Source organism: Thioalkalivibrio sp. ALD1, from assembly GCF_000381245.1.
Classification (GTDB): Bacteria; Pseudomonadota; Gammaproteobacteria; order Ectothiorhodospirales; family Ectothiorhodospiraceae; genus Thioalkalivibrio.
In genome coordinates, this window is record NZ_KB906248.1 from 1 (window position 1) to 19,527 (window position 19,527).

The following is a 19,527-nucleotide window of genomic DNA, read 5'->3' on the forward strand; positions in this document are numbered from 1 at the left end:
TCCCTTGTGCAGAATGACTGCACGGCAGTCACCGCGCCTTGTTCCCACGCAAAAGCGACTCGAGCGCGGACGCGCGATTAAATCAGCGTCTCCCTAGGCTGTGCCCCACGGGCACCCTTCGCGACAACCCCGCAGCCGAGACGCCCATGGAACCCGCCGCCACCGAACAGCGCTGGGGTCACCGCTACGCCTTTCTCCTCGCCGCCACGGCCTCGGCGGTCGGGCTCGGCAACATCTGGAAGTTTCCCTATGTCCTCGGAGAGAACGGGGGTGGGGCGTTCCTGCTCGTCTATCTGGCCGCGATCGCCGCCATCGGCGTCCCGGTGATGATGGCCGAGGTCATGATCGGGCGGCGGGGACGCCACTCGCCCGGCTATGCCGCGCGCCGGGTCGCGCGCGAAACGGGGGCGCGCGAGGCCTGGCAGGTCGTGGGCTGGCTGGGTCTCGCCTCCGCCTTCCTGATCATGAGCTTCTACGTGGTCATCGCCGGCTGGTCACTGGCCTATGTCGGCAAGGCCGCGAGTGGCCAGTTCGCCGGAGCGGACGCCGACCAGGTCGCGGCCATCTTCGCCTCAATGACCGCCAATCCCGGAGAGATGATCCTGTGGACAAGTGTCGCCGTGATCGGGGCCTTCGTGATTGTCGGGTTCGGGCTGCGCCGGGGACTGGAGCGCGGCGTTCGTATCCTGATGCCGCTGTTGCTGTTATTGCTGCTGGTCACCACGCTGATCTCGCTGGCCGTCGGCGATCCGTCCAAGGCGTTCGCCTTCATGTTCCGGCCGGATTTTTCGGCACTGGACATGGGTGCCGTGCTGATCGCCATTGGCCAGGCCTTCTTCACCCTGACGCTCGCCGCCGGCGTGCTGATGATGTTCGGTGCCTATCTGCCGAGCGACAGTTCGATTGCACGCACCGCCGTCGGCGTAGCCCTGGCCGACACCCTGATCGCGATCATCGCCGGGATCGCGATCTTCCCGGTCGTGTTCGGCTTCGGGCTGGACCCGGCCGAGGGCCCGGGCCTGATGTTCCAGACCCTGCCCCTGTCACTGTCCGCGGTCCCGGCTGGTGTCTTGCTGGCCACCCTGTTCTTCGTGATGCTGAGCGTCGCCAGCTTCAGCACCATGATTACGAACGTGCAGGCCTTCGTACACCTGCTGGAGGAACGCCTGCACCTGAATCGCTGGGTCGCGGCGAGCGGGTGCGGGGTCGCCATCTGGCTGCTCAGCCTGGCGACCGTGTTCTCCTTCACCGGTGCTGGCTGGGCGCAACTCGAATGGTCGATCCTCGGGCGCGAGGTCACGAATGTCTTCGAGCTTGTCGAACACCTGTCCATCAACGTCCTGCTGCCACTGGGCGGACTGCTGATCGCGGTGTTCGTCGGCTGGGTAATCAAGCCGGACATCTCCCGCGAGGAGATCGCCACGGGCCCCGTCGCCTACCACGTCTGGCGCCTCTTCCTGCGCTATGTTGCGCCGCTGGCCATTGCCCTGGTCTTTCTCCAGCTCACCGGCCTGATTCCCGGCGCGTGAGGCAACTGGAGGCGCCGATGCGCCGCTGCCGCGGTGCTGCCTGTCACGGGCATCTAACAGGCAAGGACGCAGACCGCACAAGGCCCCGTTAGAATGCGCGGATGAACGGCGAGTGGATGATCACCTTCGAGATCGCGGCGACGCTGTTTGCCGGGCTCGGGCTGTTCTTCGTCGGCATTCGCCTGATCAGCGAGCACCTGCGCCAGCTCGCGGACCAGCGGCTGCGTGCACTGGTGGGGCGCGCGACAGGCTCCAACCGCGCCGCCGCCTTCCTGGGTCTTGTGGGCGGGGCCATCACACAAAGCATCCACGCGGTCATCTTCGTGCTGATCTCGCTGGTCACCGCCGGTGTACTCGATGCTCGGCGTGCCCAGCCGGTGATCAACTACGCCAATCTCGGGACCTCGCTGCTGGTCCTGATCGCCGCGATCGACCTGACGCTGATGGTCTTTATCCTGGTCGGGATCACCGGACTGCTGTTCTACTTCGACCGCGACCAGTCTGCCCGCGTACGCCACCTGATCCGCGCCATGCTCGGTATCGGGTTGCTGTTCCTCGGCCTGATGTTCATCAAGGAGGGCGCCAAACCACTGAGCGAGCTCACCTGGATGACCGGCCTGATGTCGCTATCGGCGCAATCCTTGCTGATCGCGTTCGCCACCGGCCTGATCTTTGCGGTCGTCGCGCACTCCGCGTCCAGCATCACCATCGTCACGATGGCACTCGCCGCCAGTGGCGTCATCGACCTCGAGTACGGCCTGATGGTGGTGTATGGAGCAAGCTTCGGGACGGGTGTGTCCACGCTGATCCTCGCCGCCTCGCACAAGGGACTGGGCCGCCAACTGGCGCTTTATCAGTTCATCCTCAAGGGGCTGGGTCTTCTACTGCTGCTGCCGCTGTTCTGGATCGAGTTCTACGGCGGCGTCCCGCTGATCGCCTCGGGCCTGGAAGCGCTCGCGATCGGCATCAGCCTGCAGATCGCGCTTGCCTACATCCTCTACCAGGTCGTCTGCGATCTGGCGATGCACCCGGTCCACGGGCCCGTTGCCCGCTTCCTGGAGCGCACCGCGCCCCCAACGGAGGAAGAGGCCCTGGGCAAGCCGCATTACATTTACGCAGGAGCCCAAAAAGACGCCGGGTCCGCGCTGGTCCTGGTGGAGAAGGAGCAGTTGCGCCTGCTCAAGCGACTGCCCGACTATCTCGACAGCGTGCGCGACGACAGCGACGGCGCCCGCCACGAGCGCCTGGCGTTGCATCGCGGCAACCTGCAGGTCACCGAGGCCGTGGAACAGTTTCTCGACGAGATCCTCTCCGGCGCGCTGAGTGGCGCCACCCTCGATCATGCGATCGTGCTGAAGAACCGCAATCAGCTGCTGCTGCAGCTGGAAGACACGCTGAACGACCTCGCCACGGAGATCGAGCGTTCCCTCAATGCCGATGCCTCCGCGGAGGCCCGTGCCCTGACCCACAACCTGGTCGAGACCCTCCACATGATGCTGCTGACGCTGACCGACGCGGCGCGCAGCGGAGATGCCGACGACATCGCCCTGCTGCAGTCGCTGACCCACGACCGCTCGGAACTCATGGACTCGATCCGCCGACGGCTGCTCGCCTCCAGCGATCTCGAGGGCAGCGTACGCGACGCTGTGTTCGGCGCGACCAGCCTGTTCGAGCGAGGCATCTGGGTCCTGCGGCGCTATGCGCTGTTGTTGACGCCGCCGGAGGGGGCCTCCTACGAGGCCGAACCCGCCACCGCCCCCACCAAGTCTTAACGCCATATTTTTGATCACACGGCGAAGCTCATTGCCACGTGAGGCTGGGCCTGGTTCGTCATCCGATGTTTACGTGCCTTCGGTCCACATACTGCCGAGCGCTCACTCGCGAGCGCGCCGCGAGGTACTTTCTTGCTTGCCCAAGAAAGTACCCAAAGAAGGGCACCCGGATTCCGCCCGGGAACCTTGCTCCAGGGCCCTCGGGCCGGCGGCGCTGAAACTCGCTTCGCTCAGACAGTCAGCGCCTCTCTTCCGTCCCGAGGACCCTTCCGCAAGGGGCTGCATACGGGGGGATAAGGTCAAGACAACGGCGATCCAGACGTTCGTGGCAATGGTTGAAGGCTAGGTGTTCCGACATCCTGGGCACGCGCGGCCTGCGGCCCTGGCGTGCCGCGCCCGCCAGCGGGCGCCAGACCCCATCGTAGGATGCTGATGAGCGTAGCGAATCGCATCAGGGTTGCCCCGACGTTGGCATGGTGCGTTTCGCTGCGCTCAACGCACCCTACAGCTCGGGACTTTAGGACAGGTGCGGGAACACCGTCGGTTTTGACCTTCCCTCCCGATATGAGCCCCTTGTGGAGGGCGGGACAGGCCGGACGATTCAAAATAGACACGGGGGCGCTGATTGTCTGAGCGCAGCCGAAGGCGTAGCGAGTTCCAGCGCCGCCGGCTAGCGGGATTCGCCGTCGGATTCGGGGGAAGACTCGAGGCGGAGCTGACCATTGCCGTCGTCCTCGGGCGGTGCCAGCGTGAAGCCTGCGTCGGAGGCAACATCCGCCAGATCGCGGATTGCATCGAGCGGCGGCAGCTCCTCCAGCCGCTTCAGGCCGAGGTCGTCGAGGAACGTCCGCGTCGTCGCATACAGCGCAGGCCGGCCGGGCACCTCCTTGTGCCCCACCACGCGTACCCATTCGCGCTCCTGCAGGGTACGCATGATCCCGGAGCTGACCGCCACGCCACGTACTGCCTCGATCTCGGCGCGCGTCACCGGCTGGCGATAGGCAATGATCGCAAGCGTCTCCAGAAGTGCACGCGACAGCCGCGCGGGGCGCTCGGGCTGTGCCGCCTGCACCGTGGCCGAAAAACGCGTCCGCACGCGGAAGCGGTAGCCGCCAGCGGTGCGCACCAGCTCGATAGCCCGATCCGCATAGCGGTCCTGCAGCCGGGCAATCGCCTGATCCAGCGTCTGCTGGTCGATCTCGCCCAGGTCCTCGCAGGCGGCCTTCAGGTCGCGCGGTGCGACCGGCTCGGCGGCGGCGAACAGGACCGCCTCGATCGCGAGTTCGATGGCGCCGAGCGTGTCGGTGTCGATCTCGGTAGCGGCCTGCGGGGCGTCAGGGCTGGTGACGTCGTTCATGCATCCTCCGTGTCCGGCCGGCCACCACGGCGGCGCAGGCGAATCGGGCTGTAGGGTTCGCTCTGGCCCCACTCCACCAAACCGGACTTGGTCAGCTCCAGCACGGCGAGAAACGATACCACCACGCCCTGACGCCCTTCGGAGGCCAGCAGGAGCGTGACGAAGTTGGTAAAGCGCTCCGGGTGCAGGACCTCGAGGATACTGCTCATGCGCTCGCGCACCGACAACTGCTCGGTGGAGATGTGATGGTGTGCGGAGAGGCTGGCCCGATGCATCACCGCGGCCAGGGCTTCCATCAGCTCGTCCATCGTCGGGGCCGGGGGTGGCGGCCCTTCCAAAGCCTCGACGCTGGCAGCGGCGGCGTACACGTCGCGGTCCATACGCGGGATCTCGTCCAGCCGCTCGGCCGCGGTCTTGAACTGTTCGTATTCCTGCAACTGCCGGATCAGCGCCATGCGCGGATCCGTGTCCTCGTCCGCGTCGGCCTGCACCGGGCGCGGCAGCAGCATGCGTGACTTGATCTCGGCGAGCAGGGCCGCCATCACCAGATACTCGCCGGCCAGCTCCAGGCGCAGTGCACGCATGACCTCTATATACGCCATGTACTGACGGGTGATCTCGGCGATCGGGATGGCGAGGATGTCGAGGTTCTGCCGCCGGATCAGGTACAGCAGCAGATCCAGCGGGCCCTCGAACGATTCGAGAAAGACCTCCAGCGCATCCGGGGGGATATACAAATCGGCCGGCAGCTCGGCCACCGGCTCGCCATGCACGCGATAGACAAACTCGCCTTCCGCTCCGGTCTCGACCGTCGCGGGGTTGTCCAGGTCCGTCAGCTCATCGCGCGGGTCCATGGCTCATCTCGGTGGGAGCTTCCCGAATGGGGTCATCGGAGGTAGTCCAGGCCCATCACACGGCGCACCTCTTCCAACGTCTCGCGCGCCTCTTCACGCGCGGCCTCGGAGCCCTCAACAATGATCGAGCGCACCAGCGCCGGGTCCTCGGCATACTCCTTGGCACGTTGCTGGATCGGCTCCAGTTCCGCCTGCACCTCTTCGATCAACGGCCGCTTGCAGTCGATGCAGCCGATCCCGGCCGAGGTGCAGCCCTCGTGCAGCTCGGCACGCTTAGCCTCGTCGGTGTAGACCAGATGCAGGTCCCAAACCGGGCATTTTTCCGGCGTGCCGGGATCGGTACGGCGCACGCGCGCCGGATCCGTCGGCATGGTCCGGATCAGCTTTTCCACCTCGGCCGGCTCGGTGCGCAGGCTGATGGTGTTGCCGTAGCTCTTGGACATCTTGCGCCCGTCCAGCCCCGGCATCTTCGCGGTCGGCGTGAGCCTGGCCTGAGGCTCCGGCAGGATGATCTTGCCACCACCTTCAAGGTAGCCGAACAGTCGTTCGCGATCCCCCAGCGAGATATTCTGCTGCGACTCGAGCATCGCCCGGGCGACTTCCAGCGCCTCGTCCTCGCCGTGCTCCTGGAAACGCTTGCGCAGGTCGCGGTAGCGCTTGGCGGCCTTCTTGCCCATCTTATCGATCGCGGCCTCGGCCTTCTCCGCAAACCCCGGCTCGCGACCATAGAGATGGTTGAAGCGACGCGCGATCTCGCGCGTCACCTCCAGATGCGAGACCTGATCCTCGCCGACCGGGACCATGCCGGCACGATAGGCAAGCACATCCGCACTTTGCAGCACGGGGTAGCCCAGAAAACCGTAGGTCGCCAGATCCTTCTCGCGCAGCTGTTCCTGCTGGTCCTTGTACGTGGGCACGCGCTCCAGCCAGCCGAGCGGGGTAATCATCGACAGCAACAGGTGCAGCTCCGCATGCTCCGGCACACGCGACTGCACGAACAGCGTCGCGGAGCCGGGGCTCACCCCGGCCGCCAGCCAGTCGATCACCATCTCGGTCACATGCTGCTGCAGATCGCCCGGGTCTTCGTAGTGCGTGGTCAGCGCGTGCCAGTCGGCGACGAAGAAGAAGCACTCGTAGTTGTGCTGCAGCTCGATCCAGTTTTTCAGGACGCCGTGATAATGGCCCAGATGCAGACGGCCGGTCGGGCGCATGCCCGAGATCACGCGCTGGTTCGTTCCCTGGTTGCTGGTCACGAGTGGTTCCTTCTCCGTTATTCGTGGGGTTCGTTGGGCACGATTCAGAACATTCCACCCGACAAGGCAAACAGCATGCCCAGCAGGGCTGCTGTGCGATCACGTTCATTCACGTACACGCGACCATCCTCCATCGTCAGGTGTCCGCGCCAGAGCTCAGCATCGGCGTCACGCTGCAACCAGCCCTGGGCCGCCAGGGCATGGAGACGCTGGTCCAGCTCCGCGTCGGGATAGGCCGCGTCGAACTCGCGCACCCATTCCAGCCCGAGCCGCAGTTCGCTGTCCAGTACCACCGTCTCCAGCGGCCGGGTGCGGAAGCCGCGCGCATCACCGCGCAGGCCCAGCTCGGTGTCCAGGGCCACCTGATGTGCGGCGGACTCATTGAACGAGGCCTTCAGCTCGACCGCTGGGCTGTGTTCGATCATGCGCTCGATCGCGTCGGTGATCACCGACCCGCCGAGCGCCAGGCGCTGCCCGCGTTCGAGTTCACGCTCCTGCAGCGCCTCCAGGTCCTGGATCATCTGCAACAGTGCCGGGCGATCCCAGCGCAGCACCGCCAACTGGAGATCTACGGTCTCGAGTTCCAGCACGTCGGCATCCGCCTCGCGCAGGCGGACTTCGTCGATCTCCAGACGGAGGCGGCTGTCCAGGCGATCGTTGTTGGTCTTCTGGAAGGCGTTCACCCGCGGCCGGGTCAGCTCCATTTCGCCCTGCTCGTCGCGAAAGTGCAGCTGCGCGGCCGCCAGGCCGCCCTCGTAATCCGGCAGGCGGCCGTAGATGCCATCCGCGTCCGGTTCGAACACGGTCGCAAAACGGGCCTGCTCGATCCGCAGGTCCGCCTCGTCGTCATGCAGACGCAGTGCCGGCAGGTCCAGGCTCAGCAGCAGTTGCTCCGCCGACCAGGCAAAGCGCCCCTGGCCTGCATCCAGCTCGAGCCACAGCGGCCCTTCGCTATCAACACGGTCGGCCACATCCGGAACCTCCATCAGGTCCAGCGTCAGGGGCTCGAACTGCACACGCGTGGTCAGACGCCCACCCATGCCGGCGTGCGTCTGCACAACCAGATCGAGCTCACGCAGCAGATGGGCCGCGAGCGAGCCCTCCGGGGCCTCGAGCGCATCCAGGTCCACGTTCGATTCGCCACGCGCGCCGAGCACCCCGTGGCGCACCCGGTGTTCCAGGGGGATAACCAGCTCGGCCTCGCCGTCGTCGAGCGTCAGCTCGCTGCGCGCGGTGGCAGTGCGATAGCTGCGCCGGTACTCGACCATCTCGTGGCGCAGATCCACCTCGCCGATACGTGCCTGCTGGGCCTCGGTCACGTTGCGCTCGACCTGCCCGCCGACAAACACCGGCCAGGCGGCGACCACGATCAACAGCACCAGTACCAGCACAACCCACTTACGCATCACGCCTCTCCCGAGTCTCCATGCCCTCACGCTTCCTCAAGAAACGCCACGTCGCCGACCCCGTGACGGATGATCTCCGGCACATCACCGGTAAGGTCGATCACGCTCGTCGGCTCCAGGGTACCGGCCCCACCATCAACGACCTCGTCCACGACCTTCGACAACCGCTCGTCGATCACCCAGGGCTCGCTCAGCGGCAGATCCTCGCCCGGAAGCTGCAGGGTCGCGGTCATCAACGGCGACCCCAGCTCCTCCAGCAGCGACGAGACAATGCGGCTGTCCGGAACGCGCAGACCAATGGTGCGTCGCTTGGGGTGCTGCAGGCGGCGTGGGACCTCGCGCGTAGCGGGCAAAATGAAGGTATAGGGCCCGGGTGTCAGCCCCTTCATCAGGCGAAAGGCCGTGTTGTCCACCTTGGCATAGACGCCGAGCTCCGAGAGATCCCGGCACAGCAGCGTGAGGTGATGGGTCTCGTCGACCTGGCGGATGCGGCGGATACGGTCGGCGCCCGCCTTGTCGCCTGGCAGACAGGCCAGGGCATAGCAGGCATCGGTCGGGATCGCGATCACGGCACCCTCGTGCAGCCGCTCCAGGACTTGCCGGATCAGCCGGGGCTGCGGGTTTTCGGGGTGTATCGCGATCATGAAGTCGGGCCACTGATGACAAGGCGCGCAGTGTAGCGCATGGTGGGCGCCGCTTATAAGGCGCCCCGGCTGCGTTAGAATTCACGTTCCAACCCACGGAGACCTCGCTTCATGCTCTACATGATCCAGGGCCAGGATGCCCCCGACTCGCTGGATGCCCGCCTGGCCGCACGGCCGGAACACGTAGCCCGCCTGCAGGCACTGCACGAGGCCGGCCGCCTGGTCCTGGCCGGCCCGTTACCGGCGATCGACAGCAACGACCCGGGCCCCGCCGGCTTCACCGGCAGCCTGATCGTGGCCGAGTTTCCGTCGCTTGAGGCCGCCCACGAGTGGGCCGACGCCGATCCCTATGTCGCCTCGGGGGTCTATGCCTCGGTGGATGTTCGCCCCTTCAAGCAGGTGTTTTGAGCATGCGTACCCGTTCCGCCACGTTCGTTGCCGCCCTCGCCCTCGCGGGCCTTCTGGCCGCCTGCGGGAATGGCGACGAGGGCCTGCCGCTGCCCGACGAAGAGGCCAGCGAGAACGACGAAGTCATCACCGATACCGATGACGAGGACACCGTCGCCATCGTCAACGGCCGCGCGATCACCCGCGCCGACCTGTTCACCTATGCCGGCATGGACGAGGATCCGGGGCTGGCCGCGCAGGGCGAAGGCGTACTGGACGAGGTCATCAGCCTGGAGCTGCTGCGCCAGGAGGCATTGGAACGCGGGCTGGGCGACGACCCCGAGATCCAGCGCATCCTGAAGATGGTCGAGACCAACCTGCTGGCTTCCACGCTGATGGAACGCATCGCCGAGGAACTGGACATCACCGACGAGGACGTGGAAGCGGAATACGAGCGCCAGGTCGAGTACCTGCGCGGCACCGAGTACCGCGCCCGTCACATCCTGGTCGAGGACGAGGAGCGCGCGCACGAGCTGCTGGCACAACTGGACGACGGGGCCGATTTTGCGGAGCTGGCCGAGGAGCACTCCATCGACCCGGGGTCCGCCGCACGGGGTGGGGAGCTGGGATGGTTCACGCCCGATGGCATGGTGCCGGAATTCGCGGCCGCCACCGAGGCCCTGGAACCCGGCGAGACGACCGACGCGCCCGTGCAGTCACAGTTTGGCTGGCACCTGATCCGTCTGGACGACACCCGCGAGGCTGAAGTCCCGCCGCTGGACGAGGTGCGCGCCGAGATCATCGAGATCCTGGAAAGCCGCGCCATTCAGGAAAAGCTGGAGGCCCTGCGCGCCGAGGCGACGATCGAGATCCCGAACCGGCCGGAGAACTGATTCGGCCCGTTCGGGCGGGCTCGTCAGTGCCCGTGACCGCCGTGCCCGTGACCCGCGTCATCGTGTTCCATGTGGTCGTGCCCGGCACCCTCCTCGGCTTCGCCGCGGCGGACCTGCATGTGCAGATCCATCGTCTCGCCGTCCTCGAAGGTCACCCGCACGGCGACCCAGTCACCGGCCGTCAACGGTTCGTGCAGATCGATGAACATCAGGTGCAGGCCGCCCGGCTCCAGCACCAGGGCCTCGCCCGCGGGCAGGTCCAGGTACTCGACCTCGCGCATGCGCATCACGCCATCTTCATAGGTGTGCTCGTGCAATTCGGTGGTCTCGGCAATCGGCGACTCTGCGGCCACGATTCGACGGTCGGACTCGCCGGTGTTTCGCAGCTCCAGGTACCCGGCGGTCGTATCCCCCGGCACCAGGCGCACCCACGGCGTGCCTTCCATCTCCAGCCCTTCCAGGCATTCGCACACGTTCGGTTCGTCGTCGGCCATCGCGGTGCCACCACCCACACCGAGGCCAAGGACCAGGGCGAAGGCCCCGAGGTGTCGTAATACGCCAAATTTGGTCATCGCTCTCTCCAAACATCTGACGGGCCGCATACTAAGGAAACACTGATCAATGTACACACTCGCGCTCGAGTCGCTTTTGCGTGCGAACAAGGCGCGGTGACTGCCGTGCAGTCATTCTGCACAAGGGAGCCGCAACGCCGTTCCCGCGCAAAAGCGGCCGAGCCCCTCCGGGGTTGGTACCCCAGGTTCCCCGATCCTGCGTTGCGCCGCTTGCGGGTAGAACCACTACCCGCTGCACGACGCGTCTTGCCTCGGAAAACCTGGGATACCAACGCGAGTGTGTACATTGATCAGTGTTTCCTTAACCCAGCAGGGATCATCGGCGAGGCAGGGTCGCGCACACAGACAATTCGCTTAAAATGACGCTCCGGGAAGGAACCCTCCGCCCTCCACGTGCCTCCAAGCGACCGGCCCTGCCCCATCCGACCGAGAATACGATGCCGCGCCTACTTCGACGTGCCCTGCCCCCTTTGCTGATCCTCGCCGCCGCGATCGTGGGCTTCCTCGTATTGCGCGCGACCGGCCCCGAGGCGCCTGCGCCAGATGCCACCGAACGGACCTGGCCGGTGCAGGGGCTGGTGGCCGAACTCGGCGAACGCCACCCGGGCATCCTGCTGAACGGGCGCAGCGCGTCGGCCCAGACGGCCACGCTGCGCGCAGCCGTGGAGGGCGAGATCGAGGCCGTCCCGGCTCGGATCGGGGCGCGCATGGAGGCTGGCGAAACCCTGGTACGCATCGACCCGCGCGAGGCAGAACTGCTGCTGGCCCAGCGCACGGCCGAACGCCGTGAGCTCGAGGGAGCGAAGGAGAGCGAGGAGATCCGTGCCCGCTTCGATCGCGAGGCCCTGGTGCGCGAGCGCGAGCTCCTGGAGATCGCCGAGCGTGGGCTGCGCCGGGCTCAGAACCTGCGTGAACGCGATCTTGGTTCCGAAACCGACGTGGACACGGCCCGGGAGGCCCTGGAGCAGGCCAGCCTGACGGTGGACAACCGCGAACAGGCGGTGGCCGATGCCCCGATGCGCATGGCCCAGGCAGAGGCCCGCCTGGAGCGCGCACGGGCTGCCGAGGACCAGGCACGCATCGATCTCGAGCGCACCACGATCACCGCACCCTTCGATGCCCGCGTGGTCGAGGTCGAGGTGGCAGCCGGCGAGCGCGCCCGCTCGGGCGACCCGCTCGTGCGCCTGTTCGCGCTCGACGACCTGGAGATTCGCGCCAGCATCCCGGCCTACATCCTCCCGCGCATCGAAGATCTGCTGGACGCGGGCGAGGAGCTGACCGCCCATGCCCGGGTGGGCGGGAGCACGGTGCGTACCGAACTGACGCGCCTGGAAGGCGAGACGCGTGCGGGCGAGGCCGGCACGCGCGGCATCTTCGAGGTGCGCGAAGGGCATTCCGCGCTGAACCTCAACCGCTTCGTCGAGCTGACGCTGCGGCTACCGGCCGAGGCCGACAGCGTGGCCGTGCCCTACGAGGCCCTGTATGGCCGTGACCAGGTCTTCCGCGTGGTGGATGGCCGCATGCAGTCGCTGCGGGTCGAGCGCCTCGGCGAGTTCGTGACCGACGCCGGGGACGTCCGGGCGCTGATACGTCATCCGGATCTGGAGACGGGCGACATCCTGGTCGCCACCCGCCTGCCCAATGCCGTGGACGGACTGAAGGTCGAGGTCGAGGAGCCTGGCGAACGCCCGGACCGCGATGCCGCGATCCCGCGCGCCTCCGGCAGCAACGAGGAACAGGATCCAAACGATGGCTGACGCCGATCCCGGCCAGCGCGCCGGCGACGGCCCGGACGAGCGCCCGATGCCCGGCGGGGGGACACGCGACAACGGCCAGCCACCGCGCGGTCCCATTCAGCTGTTCCTGGAACACCGCCTGGCCGCGAATCTCCTGATCGCACTGATGGTGTTGGCCGGGGCGTTCGCACTGACCAAACTGAACACCCAGTTCTTCCCGAACTTCGAGCTGGACTTCATGACCGTGGAAGTGGTCTGGAGCGGGGCCAGTGCGGAGGACGTGGAACAGGCGATCATCGATCCGCTGGAACAGGACCTGCGCACTGTGGACGGCCTGCGCAACATGACCTCGACCTCCGCGCTGGGGGTCGGCGTGGTCACGCTGGAGTTCGAAGCGGGCACCGACATGACGCGGGCCGCCGAACAGGTCAACGACCGCGTCGACCAGCAGCGCAATCTGCCGGAAGACGCCGAAACCCCCGTGGTCAAACGGATCATCCGCTACGAGCCCGTGGCGCGGCTGCTGATTACCGGCCCGGAAGACCCGCAGCAGCTGCGCCGGCTGGCCCGGCAGTTCGAGCGGGAATTGCTGGATGCCGGCATCGCCCAGATCGAGTTCACCGGGCTGACCGAAGACGAGATGGCCATACAGGTGCCGGCCCGCGAGCTTTACCGCCTGGATATGACCCTGGACCAGATCGGTGCGCAGGTCCGCGAGATGGCACAGGACTTCCCCGCCGGCTCGGTCGGCCGTGACGATACCGCGCGCCAGATCCGCAGTCTGGAGCAGGCGCGCGACGTTATCGGCTTCGAGCGGCTGATCCTGCGTGGCGACACCGATCTGGGACGAATCAGGCTGGGCGATATCGCCGACATCGAACTGCGCGCGCGCGATGGCGAGGTGCGCAGTCGTGCCAACGGCAAACCCGCGATCGAGATGCAGCTGCTGCGTTCGGAGACGGGCGACTCGCTGGAGGCCGCGCGGGTCCTCGAGGACTGGCTGGAGGCGACCAGGCCCACCCTGCCCCCGGGCGTGGATGTCCAGGTGATGGATGCCTTCTGGGAACTGCTGGCCGAGCGCATCAACCTGTTGCTGAAAAATGGCCTTGGCGGCCTGATGCTGGTGCTGGGAATCCTGTTTTTGTTCCTCAACCGACATGTCGCGCTGCGCGTGGCGCTGGGTATCCCGATCGCGTTTACCGCCGCCTTTGTCGTGCTGTGGGTCGTGGGTGGCTCGATCAACATGATCTCGCTGTTCGGCTTCATCATGTCGCTGGGGATCATCGTCGACAACGCGATCGTGGTCTCGGAGCACGCCTACAGCCTGCACCAGCGCGGGCTGGACGCGGGCCGGGCCGCGCGCGACGGCGCCCGGCGCATGGTCGGGCCGGTGATTGCAGCCTCGTTGACCACGGTCGCCGCCTTCATGCCGCTGATGCTGATTGGCGGAGTGATCGGCAACATCCTGTTCGACATCCCGCTGGTGGTGATCTGCGTGATCGTGGCGACCCTGCTGATCGCGTTCCTGATCCTGCCGGCCCACTTGAAGGGGGTGATGCACCGACTGAAGGAACCGCCCGAAAACAGCCTGCGGGCACGCTTCGACGCCGGCTTCGAACATCTGCGCAACGGCCCATTCCGCCGTGCCGTTACGCGCTCGGTGGACCACGCGGGTGTCACGCTGGCGCTGGCCGTGGGCGCGCTGATTCTCGCCATTGGCCTGGCCGCCAGTGGCCGCATCGGCTTCACCTTCTTCCCCTCGCCCGAGGGCACCATCGTCAACGCCGGGGTGAACTTCGTCGCCGGCACGCCGCCGGAGCGGGTGGAGTCGTTCCTGATCCACGCCGAACGCGCCCTCGAGGAGACCGAGGAGGCGCTGGGCGGCAATCTGGTGCGCACCTCCGTGACCCGTCTCGGCAAGGGGATCGACCCGGGCGATGGCAATGCACCCAAGGGGGAGCAGTTCGGCAACATCCAGGTGGAGCTGGTCTCGCCGGAAGAACGGACCGTGCGCAACCGCGAGTTCATCCGCGAATGGGAAGACCGCATCCAGCAGGCCCCCGGCATCGAGAACTTCTCCATCGACGAGCGCCAGACCGGCCCGCCCGGGCGGGACCTCGATATCCGCCTGACCGGGGATGACCCGCATGTACTGAAAGAGGCGGCGCTGGAGCTGGCCGACATGCTGGACGACTTCCCCGGGACGTTCGCCACCAGCGACGACACCCCGTTCGGGCGCGAGCAGTTCGTGTTTCAGGTGAAGCCCGAGGGCCGTGCGGTCGGGCTGACGACCGAATCGGTCGGGATACAGTTGCGCAACGCCTTTGATGGCTACCTTGCCCAGCTCTATCAGGATGGGCTGGAAGAAGTGGAGGTGCGCGTGCGCCTGCCGGATGGCGAGCGCCACCGCAGCGAAAGTCTGGAACGGCTGAACCTGCGTCTCCCGGACGGGGCCTTCGTGCCACTGGACGACGTCGTGGAATTGCGCTCGCGCCAGGGGTTCGAGACCCTGCGCCACGCCGATACACGACTGGCCATCCAGGTTTCGACCGAGGTAGACCGGGCGATCAACAACGCCGCCCGTATCCGGGCGGCACTCGAGGACGGGCCACTGGACGAACTGGCCAACCGCTATGGTGTCGAGTACTCGTTCGAGGGGCGCGCGGCCGACCAGGAGGAGACCTTTGCCGACATGCAGATGGGCCTGATCCTGGCGCTTGGCCTGATGTACATCGTGCTCGCCTGGGTGTTCGCCTCCTGGGGCTGGCCACTGATCGTGATGGCGATCATCCCCTTCGGGATCCTCGGTGCGCTGTTCGGGCACTGGGTGATGGGTGTGGAGCTCACCATCCTGTCGCTGTTCGGCCTGTTCGGGCTGACCGGGATCGTGGTCAACAACTCGATTATCCTGGTCAGCTTCTACCAGGGATTGCGCGAAACCGGCCTCGCCCTGCGCGAGGCCATCGTGGAGGCCGCCTGTCAGCGCCTGCGCGCGGTCATCCTGACCTCGGTCACCACCATCGCCGGTCTTACCCCGCTGCTGTTCGAGCGCTCGGTGCAGGCCCAGTTCCTGATCCCAATGGCGATCTCGATCGTCTTCGGGCTGGCCTTCGCCACCCTGTTGGTGCTGTTCGTGATCCCCGCCCTGCTGCGTCTGTACGAGGGTCGATTCGGGCGTGCTGAGGCCACCGAGGCACCCGTTTCTTGATTCTCGCTCGCCAGCGAGTAAACTTCCGGCGCCACGAATTCCGTTTCACCGGGGCCCGGCCCCGGCAATCCAAACGTCCCAGGAGATTGGCATGGCTGGACATTTCCCGTTTGCTGGTAAGCGCGGCACGCGCTACGGCCTCGCCCCGCGCGGCACCATCGCCGCCTTTTTCGAAAACCACGGGTTCAACGAGGACCTGCAGGAGAAGTACTACAAGTGGTGGTACGACTGGGCCAAGGACTTCGTCGAGAAGGACGCCGACCTCTCCTACACCATGATCACCAAGTTCGACAGCTATCCGATGGGCACCCATGCCCACCACTCGTTCCATCTGAACGGCAAGTACTGGCCGAGCTGCCTGGACGAGCTGGGCTCGTTCATCCGTGACGTCATCTTCCCGAAGATGGACGAAAAGGCGATGCACGATCTCGAAGAGAAGCACGCCAAGCTGATCAAGGACCTGGAGAAGGAAGCCGAGTCCAACCCGCGCGAAGCGGCCCCGGACGTCGGTCTGTTCCGCCACGTCTGACCGGCACCCTCGCCGCAGCATCCGGCCCCGCCCTGCGGGGCCGGTTTGTTTAGGGAAACCTGCTTAATGAACGCCGCGAAGCGTGAAGCCATCTTCGAACGCCTGAAGGCGGCGAACCCCGAGCCGACCACCGAGCTCGAGTACAACACCCCCTTCGAGCTACTGATCGCGGTCATCCTGTCGGCCCAGGCCACGGATGTCGGCGTGAACAAGGCCACCCGCCGCCTCTACCCCGTCGCCAACACGCCCGAGGCCATCCTCGCGCTGGGCCTCGACGGGCTGAAGGAACACATCAAGACCATCGGCCTGTACAACGCCAAGGCCGAGAACGTGATCAAGACCTGCCGCATCCTGGTGGAACAGCACGGGAGCGAGGTTCCACGCGACCGCAAATCGCTGGAGGCCCTTCCGGGTGTGGGGCGCAAGACCGCCAACGTGATCCTGAATACGGCATTCGGCATTCCGACGATTGCAGTGGACACCCACATCTTCAGGGTCGCCAACCGCACCGGACTGGCGCCCGGCAAGAACGTGCTGGACGTCGAAAAGCGACTGATGCGGCTAACACCGAAGCCCTATTTGCAGGACGCCCATCACTGGCTGATCCTGCATGGACGTTATGTCTGCAAGGCCCGCAAGCCCGAATGCTGGCGCTGTCCGATCGAGGACCTGTGTGAATACAAGGCGAAGACGCCACCCCCAGCCGGGGCCTGAACGCCCCCATACCTTCGAGGAACACCCCATGTACGGCAACCGCGACCAGATCCGCACCCAGTTCGTCGACGCCTGGCATAAGGCACAAGCTGGCGAGACGTTGACCGACCTGGAACAGCAGCTGGTGGACGTGATCTCGGAACACCCCGAGTACCACGAGTTCATCAAGGACCGCGAGACTGCCCTGACCGGCGAGTTTCCGCCGGAACTGGGCACCTCCAATCCATTCCTGCACATGGCCATGCACCTGAGCCTGCGCGACCAGGCTCGCACTGACCGCCCCACTGGCATTCAGGCCGCACACGCGAGCCTGTGTGCCCGTTTTGGCGTGATGGATGCCGAGCACCGGATGATGGAGTGCCTGGGCCAGGCCCTGTGGGAGGCCCAGCGCAACAACACGCCGCCGGACCAGAATGCCTACCTCGAATGCATCCAGCGCCTCGCGGCGCGCTAGGGACGGATCTAACGCGCAAACAGGCGCTGCCACCAGCGCCGGCGGCTTCCGGTTGGCGGCATCACGGCTTGCAGATCCACAGGAGGGACCCGCGAGAGCACCCAACCGGGCAGAATCCGCAGGCCCGAAGAACCACAACTGGCGCCCAGATGGTTGGGATCAAAGATCTTCACGAAAGTGGGGGCGTCACGGTCGTCGACATAGACGATTCCGCAGTAATCTTCGTCGTGGTCGCGGCGCAGCAGCCGATCGACCTCTTCGATGAAATGCAGAAAATCGGCGCGCGCCGCTGGCTCGGGGGGCACCGACTCCCCAACCGCATAGATATACCAGTGATCGTCCGCCTGCTCGCGCAAGCGTGCCCACACGGCATCCAGATCGCTCCAGTGCAACACGCCCGTACTGCCCGCCTGGAAACGCTGGAGAAAGTCGTGGTCGACAGCAGGCGGGGCGGGCATCGCAGTGGCCGGTTGAGGATGAGTCATCATCGTAGCCCGCCGTGGATCTGGTTGCATGGAACCCCTGGCCTGCGCGAGCCTCTGATCAGCAAGTACCGCTCACTCTCCCCAGCGCCTGGACGATGCGTCAGCTTACTCACAATACCTCTCTTCGCGCGAAGCCGGAGCAGGTCTTCGACCTGTTGAGCCACGTGCCCAATTTTGTCGATCTGTGCGACAACGTGGAGCATATCGAGCCGCTGGGGGACGAGCGCTACCGCTGGACCATCCGCGCGGCGGGAATGAAGCTGCATTTCGATGTGGAGGTCTGCGAAGCCGAACGCCCGGAGTACTTCGCGTGGCGCTCGATCCGCGGCATCCAGAATCGCGGCAGCTACCGCCTGAGCCCCGGCGAACCCGGCCACACGCAGGTGGAGTTCGAGTTGCAGTACCGCCTGGGCAGCCCGCTGCTCGAAGCCGCGGTGCGCCGCGCCGCGCACTCGCTGGTCGAACGCGTGTCCGGCCAGCTGATGACCCGCGTACAGCACCGCCTCGATGTCGAGAACGGTCGCGCCTGACAATCCGGAGGACGCGCCCTAAAGCGTGCGCACCGGCGTCTTGTGCCGCCACTCCCCGTACACCGAGGCGAGCAAGCCGGCAGCCGCCAGAAACGCTGCAAACACATAGACCGAGGCCGGGCTGATTCCGTCCCACAGATAGCCCGCGACCAGGCTCCCCGCCGCACCCCCCATCCCGAATGCCAGGGAGGAGTACAGGGCCTGTCCGCGCCCTTGTAGCCGCCCCGGAAAGAAATAATGGATCAGCGAGATGGCGGCCGCGTGATACACGCCATAGCTGGCCGCGTGCAGCGCCTGGATGAACAGCAGCATGGGCAACGAGTCGGGTATCGCAGCCAGAAGCCCCCAGCGCAGGGTGGTCAGCACCAGTGCCACGGATACCAGAAACCACGCCCCGAAGCGCAGGATCAGCTTGGGCATCAGCAGGAACAGGACCACCTCCGCCGCCACTCCGAGCGCCCACAACTGCCCGGCCACCGCCCGCGAGAATCCGGCCTCCTCCAGATACAGCGTGAAGAACGCGTAGTACGGCCCATGGCTCGCCTGCATGAAGAAGCAGGCCAGAAACAGCGCGATCACCTCGGGCCGCTTCAATACCGCGACCAGCGCCGGGACATTGTTGTCCTGCTCCATATCGCGCACCGGCTCGCGCACCCAAAGCGTCGCCAGCCAGAGTGCGGCGAAGATCCCGAGGACAATCCAGGGCAGCCAGGCGATGTCGATATGGTCGAACGCCCAGCCCAGCAGCGCGACCGCGACGATAAACCCGACCGACCCCCAGAGCCGTACCAGCGCGTAGCGATGGGCATCGCGGCCCAGGGTGCGCATGGTGGTGGCCTCGAACTGCGGGAGGATTGCATTCCAGAAAAAGCTGAAGGCGGCCATCACCACGGCCAGCCACCAGTAGCCGGTGTACAGCAACACCCCGGCAAAGGCGACGACACCGCCAAAGGCCCCCCAACGAGTGATCGGCATGTGCGCGCCGGCGCGATCCGCGAGCCAGCCCCAGACGTTGGGCGCGATGATCTTGGTGGCGAGCACGATCGCCATCAGCTCGCCGATCTGCGATCCGCTAAAGCCGGCCTCGGCCAGATACGGGCCCCAGAACGGCATGAACGCGCCGAGGCTCGCGAAATAGAAAAAGTAGACCGTGGAGAGGCGTGCGCTGGGGATCACCAGAGCGGACCTCCGGAGGCACGGGCAC

General features: G+C 66.1%; 18 protein-coding genes. 10 read left to right on the forward strand and 8 right to left on the reverse strand.

The window, feature by feature from the left end; translation table 11 throughout:
* Window positions 1-146: 146 nt before the first annotated feature.
* Both F623_RS0111830 and F623_RS0111835 read left to right on the forward strand, forming a co-directional pair.
* Window positions 147-1,529 (forward strand): sodium-dependent transporter, encoded by a 1,383-nt coding sequence (locus tag F623_RS0111830; RefSeq protein ID WP_018868720.1) that lies wholly within the window; start codon window positions 147-149, stop codon window positions 1,527-1,529.
* A gap of 101 nt (window positions 1,530-1,630) precedes the next feature.
* Window positions 1,631-3,301, forward strand: a complete 1,671-nt coding sequence (locus F623_RS0111835) for a Na/Pi cotransporter family protein (RefSeq protein WP_018868721.1) — start codon at window positions 1,631-1,633, stop codon at window positions 3,299-3,301.
* 670 nt (window positions 3,302-3,971) lie between these two features.
* Here F623_RS0111835 and scpB read toward each other — a convergent pair.
* Genes scpB through F623_RS0111860 form a run of 5 tightly spaced genes read right to left on the reverse strand, consistent with a single transcriptional unit; the run spans window position 3,972 to window position 8,815 of the window.
* The gene (scpB, locus tag F623_RS0111840) at window positions 3,972-4,658 is read right to left on the reverse strand and encodes an SMC-Scp complex subunit ScpB (RefSeq protein ID WP_018862720.1); all 687 of its coding nucleotides are present in this window, start codon (window positions 4,656-4,658) and stop codon (window positions 3,972-3,974) included.
* The gene (locus F623_RS0111845) at window positions 4,655-5,512 is read right to left on the reverse strand and encodes a ScpA family protein (protein ID WP_018868722.1); all 858 of its coding nucleotides are present in this window, start codon (window positions 5,510-5,512) and stop codon (window positions 4,655-4,657) included. Before F623_RS0111845 ends, scpB begins: the two co-directional genes overlap by 4 nt.
* Window positions 5,513-5,544: 32 nt before the next feature.
* Window positions 5,545-6,765: a tryptophan--tRNA ligase gene (locus tag F623_RS0111850; protein ID WP_018862722.1), complete on the reverse strand. Its 1,221-nt coding sequence runs from the start codon at window positions 6,763-6,765 to the stop codon at window positions 5,545-5,547.
* 44 nt (window positions 6,766-6,809) lie between these two features.
* Entirely contained in the window at window positions 6,810-8,171 is a 1,362-nt protein-coding gene (locus tag F623_RS0111855; protein ID WP_018862723.1) for a DUF945 family protein, read from the reverse strand.
* Between the two features lie 26 nt (window positions 8,172-8,197).
* The gene (locus F623_RS0111860; protein WP_018862724.1) at window positions 8,198-8,815 is read right to left on the reverse strand and encodes an L-threonylcarbamoyladenylate synthase; all 618 of its coding nucleotides are present in this window, start codon (window positions 8,813-8,815) and stop codon (window positions 8,198-8,200) included.
* Between the two features lie 111 nt (window positions 8,816-8,926).
* Here F623_RS0111860 and F623_RS0111865 point away from each other — a divergent pair, with 111 nt between their 5' ends.
* Both F623_RS0111865 and F623_RS0111870 read left to right on the forward strand, forming a co-directional pair.
* Entirely contained in the window at window positions 8,927-9,223 is a 297-nt protein-coding gene (locus F623_RS0111865; RefSeq protein ID WP_018862725.1) for a YciI family protein, read from the forward strand.
* 2 nt (window positions 9,224-9,225) lie between these two features.
* Window positions 9,226-10,095, forward strand: coding sequence for a peptidylprolyl isomerase (locus F623_RS0111870; RefSeq protein ID WP_018868723.1), 870 nt, complete (start codon window positions 9,226-9,228; stop codon window positions 10,093-10,095).
* Window positions 10,096-10,118: 23 nt separating this feature from the next.
* Here the strand turns inward: F623_RS0111870 and F623_RS0111875 are convergent, their stop codons facing one another.
* Window positions 10,119-10,667, reverse strand: coding sequence for a copper chaperone PCu(A)C (locus F623_RS0111875; protein WP_018862727.1), 549 nt, complete (start codon window positions 10,665-10,667; stop codon window positions 10,119-10,121).
* A 437-nt stretch (window positions 10,668-11,104) separates the two neighbouring features.
* On the opposite strand from F623_RS0111875, the gene F623_RS0111880 reads away from it, so the two are divergent.
* The 5 genes from F623_RS0111880 to F623_RS0111900 all read left to right on the forward strand — a co-directional run bounded on the left by F623_RS0111880 (window position 11,105) and on the right by F623_RS0111900 (window position 17,308).
* Entirely contained in the window at window positions 11,105-12,424 is a 1,320-nt protein-coding gene (locus F623_RS0111880; RefSeq protein WP_018868724.1) for an efflux RND transporter periplasmic adaptor subunit, read from the forward strand.
* Window positions 12,417-15,611, forward strand: coding sequence for an efflux RND transporter permease subunit (locus tag F623_RS0111885; RefSeq protein WP_018868725.1), 3,195 nt, complete (start codon window positions 12,417-12,419; stop codon window positions 15,609-15,611). The genes F623_RS0111880 and F623_RS0111885 overlap by 8 nt, the downstream gene beginning before the upstream one ends.
* A gap of 91 nt (window positions 15,612-15,702) precedes the next feature.
* Window positions 15,703-16,140, forward strand: a complete 438-nt coding sequence (locus tag F623_RS0111890) for a hypothetical protein (protein ID WP_018862730.1) — start codon at window positions 15,703-15,705, stop codon at window positions 16,138-16,140.
* A gap of 66 nt (window positions 16,141-16,206) precedes the next feature.
* Window positions 16,207-16,854: an endonuclease III gene (gene nth / locus F623_RS0111895; RefSeq protein WP_018862731.1), complete on the forward strand. Its 648-nt coding sequence runs from the start codon at window positions 16,207-16,209 to the stop codon at window positions 16,852-16,854.
* A 28-nt stretch (window positions 16,855-16,882) separates the two neighbouring features.
* Window positions 16,883-17,308 carry a DUF1841 family protein gene (locus F623_RS0111900; protein WP_018862732.1) on the forward strand — a complete coding sequence of 142 codons (426 nt, stop codon included), beginning with the start codon at window positions 16,883-16,885 and terminating at the stop codon, window positions 17,306-17,308.
* An 8-nt stretch (window positions 17,309-17,316) separates the two neighbouring features.
* Here F623_RS0111900 and F623_RS0111905 read toward each other — a convergent pair whose 3' ends face one another.
* Complete coding sequence (locus F623_RS0111905; RefSeq protein WP_018862733.1) at window positions 17,317-17,766, reverse strand: hypothetical protein; 450 nt, start codon at window positions 17,764-17,766, stop codon at window positions 17,317-17,319.
* A gap of 122 nt (window positions 17,767-17,888) precedes the next feature.
* Here F623_RS0111905 and F623_RS0111910 point away from each other — a divergent pair, with 122 nt between their 5' ends.
* Complete coding sequence (locus F623_RS0111910; protein WP_018862734.1) at window positions 17,889-18,323, forward strand: SRPBCC family protein; 435 nt, start codon at window positions 17,889-17,891, stop codon at window positions 18,321-18,323.
* An 18-nt stretch (window positions 18,324-18,341) separates the two neighbouring features.
* Here the strand turns inward: F623_RS0111910 and F623_RS0111915 are convergent, their stop codons facing one another.
* Window positions 18,342-19,499, reverse strand: a complete 1,158-nt coding sequence (locus tag F623_RS0111915; protein ID WP_018862735.1) for an MFS transporter — start codon at window positions 19,497-19,499, stop codon at window positions 18,342-18,344.
* Window positions 19,500-19,527: the final 28 nt, after the last annotated feature.

Coding starts and splice junctions, on each gene's coding strand:
- F623_RS0111830 (WP_018868720.1), top strand. CDS start 147: ATGGAACCCGCCGCCACCGAACAGCGCTGGGGTCACCGCTACGCCTTT.
- F623_RS0111835 (WP_018868721.1), top strand. CDS start 1,631: ATGAACGGCGAGTGGATGATCACCTTCGAGATCGCGGCGACGCTGTTT.
- scpB (WP_018862720.1), bottom strand. CDS start 4,658: ATGAACGACGTCACCAGCCCTGACGCCCCGCAGGCCGCTACCGAGATC.
- F623_RS0111845 (WP_018868722.1), bottom strand. CDS start 5,512: ATGGACCCGCGCGATGAGCTGACGGACCTGGACAACCCCGCGACGGTC.
- F623_RS0111855 (WP_018862723.1), bottom strand. CDS start 8,171: ATGCGTAAGTGGGTTGTGCTGGTACTGGTGCTGTTGATCGTGGTCGCC.
- F623_RS0111860 (WP_018862724.1), bottom strand. CDS start 8,815: ATGATCGCGATACACCCCGAAAACCCGCAGCCCCGGCTGATCCGGCAA.
- F623_RS0111865 (WP_018862725.1), top strand. CDS start 8,927: ATGCTCTACATGATCCAGGGCCAGGATGCCCCCGACTCGCTGGATGCC.
- F623_RS0111870 (WP_018868723.1), top strand. CDS start 9,226: ATGCGTACCCGTTCCGCCACGTTCGTTGCCGCCCTCGCCCTCGCGGGC.
- F623_RS0111875 (WP_018862727.1), bottom strand. CDS start 10,667: ATGACCAAATTTGGCGTATTACGACACCTCGGGGCCTTCGCCCTGGTC.
- F623_RS0111880 (WP_018868724.1), top strand. CDS start 11,105: ATGCCGCGCCTACTTCGACGTGCCCTGCCCCCTTTGCTGATCCTCGCC.
- F623_RS0111885 (WP_018868725.1), top strand. CDS start 12,417: ATGGCTGACGCCGATCCCGGCCAGCGCGCCGGCGACGGCCCGGACGAG.
- F623_RS0111890 (WP_018862730.1), top strand. CDS start 15,703: ATGGCTGGACATTTCCCGTTTGCTGGTAAGCGCGGCACGCGCTACGGC.
- nth (WP_018862731.1), top strand. CDS start 16,207: ATGAACGCCGCGAAGCGTGAAGCCATCTTCGAACGCCTGAAGGCGGCG.
- F623_RS0111900 (WP_018862732.1), top strand. CDS start 16,883: ATGTACGGCAACCGCGACCAGATCCGCACCCAGTTCGTCGACGCCTGG.
- F623_RS0111905 (WP_018862733.1), bottom strand. CDS start 17,766: ATGCCCGCCCCGCCTGCTGTCGACCACGACTTTCTCCAGCGTTTCCAG.
- F623_RS0111910 (WP_018862734.1), top strand. CDS start 17,889: ATGCGTCAGCTTACTCACAATACCTCTCTTCGCGCGAAGCCGGAGCAG.